Consider the following 14,829-nt stretch of genomic DNA (forward strand, 5'->3'; position numbering starts at 1 on the left):
CGAACAGCCTCTAAGGAACTGTCTAACGAGCCGACCGAGCGATCGGACACTGAGCCCGGTGTTAAGCCGGCACTGAAGATGCCTTAACCTTCCCGCCCGCCGTAATTGTCCGTCCCCTGCTGCGAAACGGCACCTCGATTATTCGAAAGCTGACTTCTGATAGAAGGAGCAAAAGCATTAAAGCCAATATCGTATATAGAACATTATTTTTCGGTATGCTCAGCTCATTCAATGCCCCACTACGCCCCGCGAACTCTCTCATAAGCCAGTACGTAGGGTTGTGCGCCAAGTAAAGTGAAAATGAACGGCTACCCACATAGGCGAAGATGTCTCTGACACGCCCGCTTCCGAACGCATAGCCTTTGTCAAAGCTTGCAAGCGCCACCATGGCCAAACAAATGAGCGTTGTTGCTTCCGGGTAGAGCGCTGGCCAAGGTAGAGATGGCATCACTAGAGCTGCCCAGCAGGCGGCTATCATCATTGCAGCCGAAAGGAATCTGTTGCTACCGAGACTTATTTTTCCATACCATGGCCGGTCACTTAAAAAGCCCAAGCAAACGCCTAGCAAAAGGCCATCCACGCGTGTAAACCAAACGAGAAGCGTGCGATCTATCATGATCATGGTGATTATTACGCACGCGGTCAGCAGCGCAATCCACCATTTTTTCATGAACACGAACAGCGGGAAGACCAAATAGAACTGCTCTTCAAGCGAGATGCTCCAGTAAACGCCGTTGTTACCGCATGACGGAGAAGCATGGCTGCCAAGGTAACAATTTACAAAATGGTAGTTCGATATGTTCAGAGCGACGGCAGTAAGGTCGCCAAGATTGCCAGCAAGCGTACCAAACGAGTTAGTCTGGTTGAACCAAACAGAGCAAGCAGAAACGATGAAAAGCCATGCTAGAGCAGCTGGCATGATGCGGAAGAGACGCCGCAGAAGGAATACCCCGACAGTACGACCGAAGGATAAATCGCCCTGCGTGGCCGAGCGTCGCATTGCTTCGTAATAAGCTTTGGTGATGACGTAGCCGGAAATGCAAAAGAATAGGTCGACACCCGCGCCTAGGCCATACGGAGAAAGAGTAATACTGATCTGGGGGTTCCAGTAAATGAGATTGCCGATATGGCCAATGAGCACCGCGATCACTGCCAGACCTCGTAATGCCTCAATTTCTTCGTTTTTCTTGTTCAATATATTTCTTTTCAGTGACGTATTCGGGTCGCCAATATTTATATGGCTATGGATGCACGAGAGTCAGTCCAAGGTGCATCAAGGACTTCAAAGCCAGCGGTTTTAGCACTTCGAGTGCTACGCATGATCGGAGCACCTTCAAAATTGCGGCGCAAGACGCTTAAAAAATGACTTCCGGTTGGAAGTCCAAGTTTATATTGATGATTTGGTAGGCTGTATGGGATTTTAACCCGCGACCAACGGATTAAAAAGAGTTGGTAACTCGATATTCTGTGCATCTATAAACAATCGTAAAATCATAAACTTAGGCGCAGTCACCCATAGCTTCAAAATCACCCGCAACCCTGCGCGCCCAGATTCTCAGAGCCGGCCACGGAAATTCGGACAACAAGACAAGTGATAGCCTTGCTTCACCAACAGCTGTCTAGCGACTTGATTGAGGAGCAAGAGCATGACGAGAAGGAAACGGCGGAATCACTCGCCGGAGTTCAAAACCAAGGTGGCGATTGCCGCCTTGCGAGGCCGCGCCAAAGCAGGAAGGAATGGCAGGCAGCAAGACGCTTGGAAATTTCAACACTTCCGTTCTGGAAAAAACCACTTGCCTACGCTCTTCAAGGCGTGAGGTTGATAGGTGCAGTCATAGTACTGAGCGGAATATTCAGTCTCTCGCTGCAAAGCACTGCATTTGGCTTCGCAATAGTTGCTGTCGCCGAATTGCTGTACCAGTTATTTAAGGGAAAACCCCGTGCCGGGCAGACCGATTAGGTGGTTTGCCGAGAAATACCCGATCACGCCTGAACCGGCTGGCTGATCGGCAGGCAGATACGGAAGGTCGTGCCCTGACCGGCGATGCTTGCGACGTGGATGCTGCCGTGGTGTTTCTGGATGATGCCGTAGGACAACGCGAGGCCCAGGCCCGTCCCCTTGCCGATCGGCTTGGTGGTGAAAAACGGGTCGAAGATTCGGAGCAGATTTTTCTCTTCGATGCCGCTGCCATCGTCGGCGATTTCGATGCTCACCGTTTCGGCATCGAGTTGCCGGGTGCGTACCGTGATCGTCCCGCGCTTTGCCCCGTCCATCGCCTGGGCGGCGTTGACCACAAGATTCATGAAGACCTGGTTGAGCTGCGACGGCAGGCACTCGATGTCCGGAATATTGCCGTAATCCTTGAGCACATCGGCCTTGTACTTGATCTCGTTGGTCGCGATGTTGAGCGTCGAGTTCAGCCCGTGGTGAATGTTGACCCAGGTGAACACGCCTTTGTCGCTATGGGAAAAGTCCTTCAGGTCATTGACGATTTTCGTGACCCGGCCGATGCCTTCCCGCGACTCGCCAAGCAGCGCCGGCAATTCCTTCTTGAGATACGGCAGGTCGATTTTTTCGCGCAGGGCGAGCAGGACCTGGCGTTGCGCCGCCGGCAACTCGGATTCGCTGGCCTCGTAGCCGGCGAGCAGTTCGAGCAGTTCGCCGACGTAAACGCCGAGGGTATTGAGATTGGAATTGATGTAGCCGACCGGGTTGTTGATTTCGTGGGCTACTCCGGCCGCCAGTTGGCCGACCGATGCCATTTTTTCCGACTGGACCAGCTGGTTTTGCGCTTCCTCGAGCCGATGCGCCATCGCCGCCTGCGCATCCCGATCCCGGCGCAGGGCATCGTTACGTTCGTTCAGCTCGCGGGACATCTCGTCGAGCGAATGGGCCAGCAGGGCAAAATCCGCGTCGGCTTTGCCGTAAGCCTGGTCAATCGCCTCAATGAAATCGGTCAGGCCGTCCGGGATGTCGTACAGGCTCCCGAACTGCCGCTTCAACTGGCGGGCCAGCAAGCGATGCATGGCTAGCGCCCCCGCCTCATGGCCGGCTCTCCGCGTTCGGGTTGGGCATCGTCAGATCTCCTTCCGCATCATGGCGAATCGGCAGGGTAATCCGGAAAGTGCTGCCTTTGCCGACTTCGCTCTCCAGTTCGATGCTGCCATGGTGGTTCCTGATAATGCCATACGACAGCGACAAACCCAGTCCGGTGCCCTTGCCGACCGGCTTGGTGGTAAAAAACGGATCGAAAATCTTTTGCCGGATACTTTCCGGAATACCGCTGCCGGTATCGGCAAATTCCAGCCAAACGCTGTCGCCGCTCACGCCGGTGGTAATCGTGATGCTGCCATGCTCCGGCCCCATGGCATGCGCCGCATTGACCAGCAGGTTGAGGAAGACCTGGTTGAGCTGGGAGGGCAGGCACTCGACCTCGGGCAGATCACCGTAATGCTTGACGATGTCGGCCTTGTACTTGATTTCGCTGGCCACAATGTTGATCGTCGAATCGATCCCCTGGTGCAGATTGACCCGCTGCCAGGATTGGGAACTGTCCACCCGCGAGAAATCCTTCAGATCCTGAACGATTTTCTTGACCCGGGTGATCCCTTCCTTCGATTCGTCCATCAGCAGCGGAATGTCCTCGCGCAGGAAGTTCAGGTCGATTTCCTGGCGCAGCGCACCAAGTATCGCTCCCTGCTCGGTCGTGCCGTCGGTCTCGACGGCTTCGTAGGCCTGGAGAATGCGAAACAGGCTGGCGATGTACTTTTCCAGGGCGCCGATGTTGGAATACACGTAGCCGATCGGGTTGTTGATCTCGTGGGCAACGCCGGCCGCCAGTTGGCCGATCGAGGCGAGTTTTTCCGACTGCGCCAGTTGTTCCCGGGCGGTGGAAAGCTGCTCGTTGAGCCGGGTCAGTTCGCTATTGCGCCGCAGCAGTTCGGCCTCCGCCCTTTCCCGCCGGGCATTGTCCTCGGCCAGTTGGCGATTGGCCTCGCGCAACTCGGCGGTGCGCTGTTCGACCATATGTTCGAGGTGTGCCTGATGGGCGCGCAAGGCCTCCTCGGCACCATGGCGCTCGGTGACATCCTGCAGCGTCTCGATGGCCCCGACAATGCGGCCGGTGGCGTTGCGCAGCGGCGCTGCCGTAAAAAACAACCAGCGGCCGCTTTCCCCAAAGTGCGGAAAAAATGCCTCGGCTTCGAACGCCCCGTCGATCAGCGGTGAACGCCTGAATTTTCCCGGGTACAACTGTTCGAACCCGGCATCCAGCGCGCCACTGACAATCAGGTCGGCCATGATCGGCCGCTCGTTCGGATAGAAGGCCGTCCAGTGCCGCTTGCTGCCCAGCATTTCCGCCGCCGGCCGGCCGGTTACCGCAGCACAGGCCTTGTTCCAGTGGGTTACCTGGTGCTCGGCGTTGATCACAAAGGTCGGCACCGGATCGCCATCGACGATCTGCGTAAGCAATTGCTGCAAGGCCCGCTGCGCATCGAGTCCGGCCCGCTTGCGCTCCGACTCGACCAACTGGTGTTGGGTCGCCTCGATGGTCGCCAGCGCCGCCTTGAGTTTGGCCTGTTCATCCACCAGCTCGCAATTGGCCTGGGACAGCGCCTGCGTCCGCTTCTCGACGCGCTGTTCGAGCTGGCGATTGAGGTCGATCAGCGCCTGGTTGCGGCCGGCAATCACCCCATACAGGGAATGAACCGCGTCAAGCAGGCTGGCCGTGGCCGGATCGGAGACCCTGGCCTGCTCGGTTTCGTAGGCCTGCTGCGGCGCCATGCCGCCGCGGATGCTCTGGATCTGGCGGGCCATCGCCTGATCGGTGCCGAGGATGTGATAGGCCAGCCAGTTGGTCAGAAAACGGAGCAGGAACTCGGTATCGGCCTGACCGGTATCGATGGCGCGCATGTTGGTGATCTGCTGCGCGAAATCCCGATGGATGCGTTTGTGCAGCGTGACGTGGCGCTCGTCGCAGGCGGATTGCGCCATCAACTCTTCCTCGTGGGAAAAGTGGATGACCGCATAGCTCACCAGATGGCCGAGCACCTTTTCAACCTCGTCGGCCGCAGCCTCAGCCGATTGCAGGTTGCCCACCCAGTTGATGATGCGGACAAGCTCCTGATGTTCGACGTCGACAACGGACTCGCCGGTCAGGTAGCGCTCATTCCAGACGAAAGTATCCATCGCGTTCCTCAGTACCTCAAGCCAGGGCGGGCGAGCGGGTGATCATCAGCCGCCCACCGTGACCGGAAAAATAATCAGCAGCCGGCTTTCGGCATGGCGCGGCCCCATCCGCCGATACAAGGCGCGCAACGGCCCGCGGCCGGCGACCCAATCGACGGCATCGCCGTCGTTCCCCTGCAGCAACCGGAACAAGGGCGCCGGCAGGCAATCGCTCGCCGCGCTGCCGAGCAGCGGGTTGCCGCCCCCCAGCAAGCGTTCGGCTTCGATGTTGGCGAAGACCACCAGGTCTTCGTCATCGACTCCGAGCACCGGGAACGGAATGCATTGCAATGCCTCCTGCGCGATATCCAGCGTCATTTCATCGCGCTCGATGCGTCGCTCCTTCTCGCCCAGCGTCTGCAGCAGCCGGCCATTGGCCTCGGCCAGCTGGGTATTGACCGCCTGTACCTGGCCGCTGAGGCGGCGGTTTTCATCGGCCATTTCCTTGTAGCGAAAAGCCTCCTCGATGTTGGCGCGAAGCAGCTCGTCGTCCCAGGGCTTGGTCAGAAACTTGTAGATGGCACCTTCGTTGATCGCATCGGTGATCGACTGCAGTTCGGTATAGCCGGAGAGCACCATCCGCACCGTCTGCGGGTACAGCGATTTGACGCGGCGCAGGAATTCGACGCCCATCATGCCCGGCATGCGCTGATCCGAGAGAATGACATCGACCTCGTTCACCGCCAGCAGTTCGAGGCCGGCTTCGCCGCCGGTCGCCGTCAGGATCCGGTAGCCGTTACGGCGCAGCAGGCGGCGCAACGAAGCGAGGATATTCTCCTCGTCATCGACGATCAGGATGGTCCGCTCGCGCTGGCTGGGCGCGGCGGGCAGTGCCGGCATCGCACAACGGTCGGCCAGTATCTTTTCAATGTCGGCGGCGGGCAGCGGGTGGCTGAAGAAATAGCCCTGGATTTCATCGCAGTGATTGGCGACCAGCAGGGCCAGTTGCCCTTCCGTCTCGACACCCTGGGCAATGACCTTGAGCTTGAGGTTGTGAGCCATGCCGATCACCGCCCGGGTGATCGAGACGTCGTCGGCCTCGGCCGTGATGTCATGGATCACCGAACAGCCCATCTTGATGGCGTCGAGGGGAAAGCGTTTGAGATACGAAACGCTGGCATAGCCGGTGCCGAAATTCTCGACGCAAAAGCGCACGCCGAGCCGGCGCAACTCGTTCATGATTGCATTGACCCGCTCGACATTGCGCAGCAAGGCGCTTTCCGTCACCTCCAGTTCGAGGCAATCGGCCGGCAGGCCGCTGACGGCGAGCGCTTCGCGAACGCTGGCGACCAGTTCGCTGCTTTCCAGCTGATACACCGAGAGATTGACGGCGACCGACGGCCGGCCGAAGCCGAGATCGTGCCACTGCTTGAGCTGGCGACAGGCCTCCCGCAACACCCATTGGCCGACGCTGATGATGAAGCCGTTCTCCTCGAGGGCCGGCACGAAATCGTCCGGCATGACCAGGCCGCGCACCGGGTGACGCCAGCGCAGCAAGGCTTCGAGACCGACGATGTCACCGTTGCTACAGCTAACCTTGGGCTGGTAGAACAACTCGAACTCGTTCCCGGCCAGCGCCTGATGCAGGTCGCTATCGAAGCTGAGGCGGGCCAGCGCGCCCTCGTTCATGCTGGCCGTGTAGTAGCGGAAGGTGTTGCACCCGGCGTCGCGGGCCCGGCGCATGGCCGTATCGGCAAAACCGAGCAGCGTTTCGACTTCGTCGGAATCGCCGGGCGCCAGCGCGATACCGATGCTGGCGCTGACGAAAACCTTCTGTCCGTTGATCTCGAAGGGTTGTTCGAGCAAGGCCATCAGCTTGCGGGCAACTACCCCGGCATCGCTGCCCAGACCAACTTCCGCGACCATCACGGCGAATTTCTGCTGATCGAGCCGGCCGAGCGTATCGCTGTGCCGCAGACCGTCGGCGATGCGCCGGCTGACGCCCTGGAGGAGCAGATCGCCGGCGGCGCGGCCGAGGGAATCGCTGATTACCTTGAAACGATCGACATCGATGCACAGCACCGCGACACTCTTGTGCAGGCGCTGGGCCTGGGCCAGCCCGTTGCCCAGCCGATCGAGAAACAGCAGGCGATTCGGCAAGCCGGTCAGGGCGTCGAAATGCGCCACGTCGAACAGTTTCTGCTCGGCGAGCACCTCGTGGGTAATATCCGCGAGCATCGCCAGCGCCCCCCGTTCGCCGGCCACGGCCAAAGCAGCGAAATGGGCGCGAAACCAGCGCCGCCCATCCGGCCCATCGCTGGGATAGGCAAAGCTGCCGCTCTCCCGGCTGCCGGCAAGGGTTTCCCGCAGATAGAGCGCCGCTTCGCCGGCCGGCATGCCCTCGCAGAGGGCCAGGTAATCGCTCCCCGGCACACTGCCGGCCGGGATCAGGCAATTGCCGCTGGCCGAAGCCGCCCAGCGCTGGTTGACGGCGACGATGCGACCGCCGCCATCGATATGCGCGACGCTGGCCGGAATGGCATCGAGCAGCGCCTGTTCAATGGCCGAATCGGCATGGCCTGGCGAATCCCCCGAAGGATGCGGAGCGGCAGCGGAGTCGACCAACTTGTCAGGAACCATGAATCTCCTTCCGCAATTCTTCAGGCAGCTCGAAAAGTTTCAACCACTTTGCCCCGAACGATGATTTCAGACCGGCGCATTGGCCAACGGATGATCGCCGGAACACGCCGGTCGATTGCGCAGCATACAACGCAACAGCCGCCTTTTGATCATTTCCGCCAGCCGATGGGCAGGGCTGCGCCACAAGCATTTGGCCAGCGAAACGCAATGCTAGAATCCGGGCAGCCGCCTTGCGCTGACCAACCTGCCCACCACCGCCCATGCACCCGCGATTCACGATTTCCGAACTGGAAGAGCATCCGCTCCGGCAGCGCCTCAACAACGAATTCCATGCCCGGCCGCCGATCCCTTTGCAAGACGCGCAACTCGTCTCACACCTGGTATTCAAGCGCGGTCGCAACAGCATTGCCGAGGAACGCGACAACCTGACGCGGTTGACCCAGTCCCAGGTGTGCAACGCGATCGAAAGCTCCGACGCCCACCAGATGATCGACGCCGGCTCCTTCCGGCTGCGCTGGGAAATGCACACGGAGTTTTCCAGCTACACGTTTTTCCGCCCGCTGCCGGTCGGCGGCGTGCTCGACCCCGACGCGACGGCCTTCGATGCCGTCCATCCGGAATGGATGTCGGCCATTCCCGGCAAACTGATCGTTGCGACGCATGTCGAACTGCGCTCGACCGATGAAATCAGCCCGGACTCGGTCCTCGCCAAGCTCAGCCCGAGCGGCCGCCAGATGGTTGCGGCGCAGGTCGCCGACGGCAATGCCTGGGTATTCACCGACTTCAAGATCGACAACGGCTTCTCGCGCTTCCTCGTCCTCGATACCGGCATGACCCAGCGCCAGGCCGGGCGCACCGTACAGCGCCTGGTCGAGATCGAGACTTACCGGATGATGGCCCTGCTCGGCCTGCCGGTCGCCAAGGAAGTGGCCGGCTGGCTCTACTCTGCCGAAAAACAGCTGGCCGACCTGATGGACCACATCGGCCAGGCCCACACGCCGGAAGACGAACGCACCGTGCTGGCCAGCCTGTCCAAGCTGGCGGCCGAAGTCGAACGTTCGGTGGCCCGCACCACCTTCCGCTTCGGCGCGGCAAACGCCTACCATGGCCTGGTGTCGCAGCGCATTGCCGAACTGCGCGAGACGCGCATTCCCGGCCTGCCGACCATCGACGAATTCATGCAGCGCCGGCTGGTGCCGGCGATGGCCACCTGCGAAGCGATCAGCCGGCGCCAGGAAGAACTGTCCGGCCGCGTCGCCCGCAACAGCCAGCTGCTGCGGACCCGCGTCGATATCGAACTGGAGCGCCAGAACCAGGAACTGCTCTCGCAGATGAACCGCCGCGCCCGGCTGCAACTGCGCCTGCAGGAAACCGTCGAAGGCCTGTCGGTGGTCGTGCTGACCTACTACGGTTCGCAACTGGTGCAGTATCTGGCCAAGGGCACCAAGGATCTGCACCACCAGTCGACCGACGTGATCACCGCCCTCTCGATCCCGGTCATTGCCGGCTTGGTCGCCTGGGGTACCCGCCGATTGCGCAAGAAGCTGGCCGCCGAAGAAGGCGAAGCCGCGCAATAATTTATAATGCTCGTTTTGCCTTCGGGAACATTGCCGTGACCGCACCTCTTTTTCAGTCGTCCATCACCAGCCTGCCACTGCTCTCCAAGGGCAAAGTTCGCGACATCTACGCGGTCGACGCCGACAAGCTGCTGATCATCACCACCGACCGCCTGTCCGCCTTCGACGTCATCCTGCCCGACCCGATTCCGCGCAAGGGCGAAGTGCTGCAGGCCGTCGCCAACTTCTGGTTTGAAAAGCTCGGCCACATCGTGCCCAACCAGCTGACCGGCATCGATCCGGAATCGGTCGTCGCCGACAACGAGCGCGACCAGGTGCGTGGCCGCGCCGTCGTCGTCAAGCGCCTGAAGCCGCTGCCGATCGAAGCCGTGGTGCGCGGTTACGTCATCGGTTCCGGCTGGAAGGATTACCAGCAGACCGGCGCGATCTGCGGCATTGCCCTGCCGGCCGGCCTGAAAATGGCCGCCAAGCTGCCCAGCCCGATCTTCACGCCGGCCACCAAGGCCGAGGTCGGCGATCACGACGAGAACGTTTCCTTCGCCCAGGCCCAGACCAACTGCGCCGCGACGCTGGCCGACGCGCTGCAGGGCACCGGCAAGAACGGCGCCGACCTCTGTGCCGAAGCCCGTAGCGCTGCCATCCGCCTGTACGAGGAAGCCGCCGTCTATGCGGCGACGCGCGGCATCATCATCGCCGACACCAAGTTCGAATTCGGCATCGATGCGGCCGGTACGCTGCATCTGATCGACGAAGCGCTGACCCCGGACTCCTCCCGCTTCTGGCCGGCCGATCAGTACGCCGAAGGCAGCAACCCGCCGTCCTACGACAAGCAGTACGTCCGCGACTATCTGGAAACGCTGGACTGGGGCAAAGTCGCCCCCGGCCCGAAGCTGCCGGCCGATGTCATCGCGCGGACCAGCGCCAAATATATCGAGGCGTATGAACGCCTGACCGGCAAAACCCTCTAAAACAACATCGGGCGGCTCACACCGCCCTTTTTCATTGCCCGGACCCCATGACAAACCACAATCCCCTGCTCGACTTCTCCGACCTACCGCGTTTCGACACCGTTCAGCCGGAACACGTCAAACCGGCCATCGAATCGCTGCTGTCCGCCGGCCGCGACCTGATCGAACGCCTGACGGCCGACTGCACGCCAGCCACCTGGCGGGATTTCGCCGGCCCGCTGGCCGAGGGGCTGGAGCCGTTCAGCCGGGCCTGGGGCATTGTCGGCCACCTGCATTCGGTCAACGACGTGCCGCCCTGGCGCGAGGCCTACAACGAGATGCTGCCCGAGGTCTCGCGCTTCTACGCCGAGCTCGGCCAGAACCTGAAACTGTTCGACAAGTACAAGGCCCTGCGCGCCAGCGCCGAGTACGCCACGCTGAGCGTCGAACAGAAGAAGGTCGTCGACAACGAAGTCCGCGATTTCCGGCTGAGCGGCGCCGAGTTGCCGGAAGACCAGAAGCCGCGTTTCCAGGCGATCATGGAAGAGCTCTCCAGCCTGGCCGCCAAGTTCGCCGAGAATTTGCTCGACGCGACCAACGCCTTCGCCGAAGTCATCACCGACCCGGCGCTGCTCGCCGGTCTGCCTGACGACGCCTTGGAGGCGGCCAAGTCCGCCGCCGTCAAGGCTGGCGTCGATGGCTGGCGCTTCAGCCTGCAGGCGCCATCCTACGGCCCGGTGATGCAGTACGCCGACAATCGCGAACTGCGCGCCCGGATGTACCGCGCCTACGCGACCCGAGCCGCCGAATTCAACGACGGGACGAGCAAGCCGGAATGGGACAACACGCCGATCATGCAGCGCATTCTCGAACTGCGCCGCGAGGAAGCCCGGATGCTCGGTTACGCCAATTACGCCGAAGTCTCGCTGGCGCCGAAGATGGCCGACACGCCGGAACAGGTGCTGGCCTTCCTGCGCGAACTGGCGGCCAAGGCCAAGCCGTTTGCCGCCAAGGACATCGCCGAACTGCGCGCCTTCGCCAAGGACGAACTCGGCCTGGACGACTTCCAGCCATGGGATGCGGCCTACGTTTCGGAAAAATTGCTGCAAAAACGCTACGCTTTTTCCGAACAGGAAGTGAAGCAGTACTTCACCGAACCGAAGGTGCTGGGCGGCCTGTTCAAGGTCATCGAGAGCCTCTTCAACGTCAAGGTCAAGCCCGATAGCGCGCCGACCTGGCACGAGGACGTCCGCTTCTACCGCCTGGAAACGCCGGCCGGCGAACTGGTCGGCCAGTTCTACCTCGACCTCTACGCCCGTGAAACCAAGCGCGGCGGAGCCTGGATGGACGAAGCCCGGTCGCGGCGGCGGACGGCCGGCGGCATCCAGAAGCCGATCGCCTACCTGAACTGCAACTTCGCCCGCCCGAACGGCGACAAGCCGGCTACCTTCACGCACGACGAAGTGACCACGCTGTTCCACGAAACCGGCCACGGTCTGCATCATCTGCTGACGCGCGGCGAGGAACTGGGCGTTTCGGGCATCCACGGCGTCGAATGGGATGCCGTCGAACTGCCGTCGCAATTCATGGAAAACTATTGCTGGGAATGGGAAGTCGTCGAAGGCATGACGGCCCACGTCGATAGCGGCGCCACCCTGCCGCGCGCCCTGTTCGACAAGATGCTGGCCGCCAAGAATTTCCAGAGCGGCATGATGGCGGTCCGCCAGATCGAGTTCTCGCTGTTCGACATGCTGCTCCATTCGAGCTTCGACCCGGCCGGCCCGCAGAGCGTCATGCAGCTGCTCGACGAGGTGCGCCGCGAAGTCGCCGTGCTGCTGCCGCCCGAATGGCATCGTTTCCCGAACAGCTTTTCGCATATTTTCGGCGGCGGTTACGGCGCCGGCTACTTCAGCTACAAGTGGGCGGAAGTTCTCTCGGCCGACGCCTATGCCGCCTTTGAAGAAGCCGGCAATCCGTTCGATGCGGCGACCGGCCAACGCTTCCTCGACGAGATCCTGTCGGTCGGCGGTTCGCGCCCGGCCATCGAGTCGTTCAAGGCCTTCCGCGGTCGCGAGCCGAGCGTTGACGCGCTGCTCCGCCATAGCGGTATGATTGCGGCCTAAGCTGCCCAGGGGGAAAACCATGCGTCGCCTGCTCGTACTGTGTCTGGTCCTAACCAGCGTCTGCGCCTCGGCCCAGACCTATCGCTGGGTCGACCCGGCCGGTCGAACCGTCATTTCCGACACCCCGCCGCCCGGCAAGGTCAAGAGCGTCGCCAAGACCGGCGACGCCGCCGAAACCGGCGACAACCTGCCATTCGCCGTCAAGAAGGCGATGGAAGCCTTCCCGGTGACGCTCTACACTTCGGCCGACTGCGCCAGCGAATGCAAGCAGGCGCGCGATCTGCTCAATGGCCGGGGCGTCCCGTTCAGTGAAAAGATGCTGCAGTCGGCAGCCGATGCCAACGAGTTGAAGCAGCTGGTCGGCGACGTCTTCGTCCCCTCGGTGAAGGTCGGCAATCAGCGGGTCCGCGGCTTCGAAGCCGGCGCCTACGATAACCTGCTGGATCTGGCCGGTTATCCGAAAACCGCCGCCTACGGCAGCAAGCCGTCAGGTGGCCTGACCCCGGTAGCAAAACCGGCGGCGGCGCCGTAACCGCCACAGGGCGGTATTAATCGACCGCATCGACGACCGCGGCACGCTCCCCGTTACCCGTTATAAAGACGAATGGCACCGGCCATTCGTCTTGGCAGAATCGTCTGCCGACTCTCTGATTCCGAAGATATGAAAATCGCCACCTGGAACGTCAATTCGCTGAAAGTCCGCCTGCCACATCTGCTCGACTGGCTCGCCGAGCAACAGCCGGATGCGCTGTGCCTGCAGGAACTGAAGCTGGAAGACCAGAACTTTCCGCGCGCCGAAATCGAGGCGGCCGGCTACCAGGTCGCCTTTTCCGGCCAGAAGACCTACAACGGCGTCGCCCTCCTCGCCCGTCAGCCGATCAGCGATGTGCTGTGCGGCAACCCGCGCTTTCCCGACGAACAGAAACGCCTGATTACCGGCACCGTCGGCGACACGCGCATCGTCTGCGCCTACATGCCGAATGGCCAGGAGGTCGGCTGCGACAAGTACGACTACAAGCTGCGCTGGCTCGACGCCCTGGCCGACTGGCTGGGCGACGAGCTGGCCAGCCACCCGCGACTGGCGCTGTGCGGCGACTACAACATCGCGCCGGACGACCGCGACGTCCATGACCCGAAACGCTGGGCCGACTGCATCCTGGTCTCCCCCCCCGAGCGCGCCGCTTTCCAGCGCCTGTGCGGCCTCGGGCTGGAAGACAGCTTCCGGCTGTTCGAGCAACCGGAAAAGACCTTCTCCTGGTGGGACTACCGGATGCTGGGTTTCCAGAAGAACCTCGGCTTGCGCATCGACCACATCCTGCTGTCGAAACCGCTCGCCGAGCAATGCACGGCAGCCGGCATCGATCGTGCCCCGCGCAAACGCGAACGCCCGTCCGACCATGCACCGGCCTGGGCGATCGTCAGCTGACATGGCGCCGACTGCCGCGGTCGAACCGCAACGGCTGCTGAACCTCTACCCGGCCCTGTCCGGTTTGCCGGCCGAGCGTCTGGCCGCGCTGCTTCAACCCGGCGCCATCATGCATCTGCCGACCGGCACCGCGGTTTTCGCCGAACACCAGCCGTGCCAGGGCTTTCCGCTGCTGCTCGAAGGCCGCATCAAGGTCGTCAAACTGGCCGCCAGCGGCCGCGAACTGATGCTCTACCGCGTCGGACCCGGTGGCTCGTGCATCATCAGTTCGAGCTGCCTGCTCGGCCATACCGAGTACAACGCGCGCGGCATCGCCGAAACACCGCTCACCCTGCTTGCCCTCCCGGTACCGGCCTTCGCGGCGCTGATGCTCGAGCACGCCCCATTCCGCGACTTCGTCTTTCACCTGTTCGCCGAGCGCATCGGAGAACTGATGCAACTGGTCGAGGAAGTCGCCTTCGCCCGCCTCGATCAGCGACTGGCCAAGCTGCTGCTGGCCCGCAACGAAGCCGTTCTGAATGTCACGCACCAGCAACTGGCCGACGAACTAGGCAGCGTCCGTGAAATCGTCAGCCGCCTGCTCAAGGGGTTCTCCGCCCAGGGGCTGGTCACACTCGGCCGGGAGCAACTGAGCATCGTTGACCGTGCCGGCCTGCAGAAGATGGCGCTTGTGTGACTGAGGTTACATACCTAGTCATCAACCATCGTTAAAGTCCGGCCCGTACCCACTAATCGACGGAGAACACATCATGAAAACCAATGTTGGCGGCATCGACAAAATTTTGCGCATCGTCGTTGGCCTCGGCCTGATCGGCGCCACGGCAGCCGGCATGCTGCCGGTCTGGGGCTACATCGGCATCGTCCCGCTCGCCACCGGCTTGATGGGCTGGTGCCCGGCCTACTCGCTGTTCGGCATCAAGACCTGCCCGATGAAGAAGTAATTCGGCCA

General features: G+C 61.7%; 11 protein-coding genes and 1 pseudogene. 8 read left to right on the forward strand and 4 right to left on the reverse strand.

The window, feature by feature from the left end:
• Positions 1-61: 61 nt before the first annotated feature.
• A complete protein-coding gene (locus ACLIKD_RS16195; RefSeq protein ID WP_428825861.1) occupies positions 62-1,195 on the reverse strand; it encodes an acyltransferase family protein in 1,134 nt (377 codons plus the stop codon).
• 451 nt (positions 1,196-1,646) lie between these two features.
• On the opposite strand from ACLIKD_RS16195, the pseudogene ACLIKD_RS16200 reads away from it, so the two are divergent.
• Positions 1,647-1,769 (forward strand): annotated as a pseudogene (locus ACLIKD_RS16200) (IS3 family transposase); the annotation flags it as partial.
• Positions 1,770-1,983: 214 nt separating this feature from the next.
• Here the strand turns inward: ACLIKD_RS16200 and ACLIKD_RS16205 are convergent.
• Genes ACLIKD_RS16205 through ACLIKD_RS16215 form a run of 3 tightly spaced genes read right to left on the reverse strand, consistent with a single transcriptional unit; the run spans position 1,984 to position 7,807 of the window.
• Entirely contained in the window at positions 1,984-3,027 is a 1,044-nt protein-coding gene (locus ACLIKD_RS16205) for an ATP-binding protein (protein ID WP_428825862.1), read from the reverse strand.
• Positions 3,028-3,043: 16 nt separating this feature from the next.
• Entirely contained in the window at positions 3,044-5,188 is a 2,145-nt protein-coding gene (locus ACLIKD_RS16210) for a hemerythrin domain-containing protein (RefSeq protein WP_428825863.1), read from the reverse strand.
• Positions 5,189-5,233: 45 nt separating this feature from the next.
• Positions 5,234-7,807 (reverse strand): EAL domain-containing protein, encoded by a 2,574-nt coding sequence (locus tag ACLIKD_RS16215; RefSeq protein WP_428825864.1) that lies wholly within the window; start codon positions 7,805-7,807, stop codon positions 5,234-5,236.
• A 260-nt stretch (positions 7,808-8,067) separates the two neighbouring features.
• Between ACLIKD_RS16215 and ACLIKD_RS16220 the strand changes: the two genes are divergently transcribed.
• The 7 genes from ACLIKD_RS16220 (at position 8,068) to ACLIKD_RS16250 (ending at position 14,821) form a co-directional block, all read left to right on the forward strand.
• The gene (locus ACLIKD_RS16220; RefSeq protein ID WP_428825865.1) at positions 8,068-9,384 is read left to right on the forward strand and encodes a DUF3422 family protein; all 1,317 of its coding nucleotides are present in this window, start codon (positions 8,068-8,070) and stop codon (positions 9,382-9,384) included.
• 35 nt (positions 9,385-9,419) lie between these two features.
• On the forward strand, positions 9,420-10,352 hold the full coding sequence (locus ACLIKD_RS16225; RefSeq protein ID WP_226471686.1) for a phosphoribosylaminoimidazolesuccinocarboxamide synthase: 933 nt from the start codon (positions 9,420-9,422) through the stop codon (positions 10,350-10,352).
• Between the two features lie 47 nt (positions 10,353-10,399).
• Positions 10,400-12,454 carry a M3 family metallopeptidase gene (locus tag ACLIKD_RS16230; protein ID WP_428825866.1) on the forward strand — a complete coding sequence of 685 codons (2,055 nt, stop codon included), beginning with the start codon at positions 10,400-10,402 and terminating at the stop codon, positions 12,452-12,454.
• Between the two features lie 19 nt (positions 12,455-12,473).
• Positions 12,474-12,986, forward strand: a complete 513-nt coding sequence (locus ACLIKD_RS16235; protein WP_428825867.1) for a glutaredoxin family protein — start codon at positions 12,474-12,476, stop codon at positions 12,984-12,986.
• Positions 12,987-13,115: 129 nt separating this feature from the next.
• Positions 13,116-13,880, forward strand: a complete 765-nt coding sequence (gene xth, locus ACLIKD_RS16240) for an exodeoxyribonuclease III (RefSeq protein WP_428825868.1) — start codon at positions 13,116-13,118, stop codon at positions 13,878-13,880.
• 1 nt (position 13,881) lies between these two features.
• Positions 13,882-14,556: a Crp/Fnr family transcriptional regulator gene (locus ACLIKD_RS16245; RefSeq protein ID WP_428825869.1), complete on the forward strand. Its 675-nt coding sequence runs from the start codon at positions 13,882-13,884 to the stop codon at positions 14,554-14,556.
• Between the two features lie 73 nt (positions 14,557-14,629).
• A complete protein-coding gene (locus ACLIKD_RS16250) occupies positions 14,630-14,821 on the forward strand; it encodes a YgaP family membrane protein (RefSeq protein ID WP_226417283.1) in 192 nt (63 codons plus the stop codon).
• Positions 14,822-14,829: the final 8 nt, after the last annotated feature.

It is taken from the genome of Azonexus sp. IMCC34842, from assembly GCF_050368855.1.
In the GTDB taxonomy this organism is placed as follows: Bacteria; Pseudomonadota; Gammaproteobacteria; order Burkholderiales; family Rhodocyclaceae; genus Azonexus; species Azonexus denitrificans_A.

Bases quoted from the DNA above. Each gene is read 5' to 3' on its own strand.
- ACLIKD_RS16205 (WP_428825862.1), bottom strand. From the start codon at position 3,027: ATGCATCGCTTGCTGGCCCGCCAGTTGAAGCGGCAGTTCGGGAGCCTG.
- ACLIKD_RS16210 (WP_428825863.1), bottom strand. From the start codon at position 5,188: ATGGATACTTTCGTCTGGAATGAGCGCTACCTGACCGGCGAGTCCGTT.
- ACLIKD_RS16215 (WP_428825864.1), bottom strand. From the start codon at position 7,807: ATGGTTCCTGACAAGTTGGTCGACTCCGCTGCCGCTCCGCATCCTTCG.
- ACLIKD_RS16220 (WP_428825865.1), top strand. From the start codon at position 8,068: ATGCACCCGCGATTCACGATTTCCGAACTGGAAGAGCATCCGCTCCGG.
- ACLIKD_RS16230 (WP_428825866.1), top strand. From the start codon at position 10,400: ATGACAAACCACAATCCCCTGCTCGACTTCTCCGACCTACCGCGTTTC.
- ACLIKD_RS16235 (WP_428825867.1), top strand. From the start codon at position 12,474: ATGCGTCGCCTGCTCGTACTGTGTCTGGTCCTAACCAGCGTCTGCGCC.
- xth (WP_428825868.1), top strand. From the start codon at position 13,116: ATGAAAATCGCCACCTGGAACGTCAATTCGCTGAAAGTCCGCCTGCCA.
- ACLIKD_RS16245 (WP_428825869.1), top strand. From the start codon at position 13,882: ATGGCGCCGACTGCCGCGGTCGAACCGCAACGGCTGCTGAACCTCTAC.
- ACLIKD_RS16250 (WP_226417283.1), top strand. From the start codon at position 14,630: ATGAAAACCAATGTTGGCGGCATCGACAAAATTTTGCGCATCGTCGTT.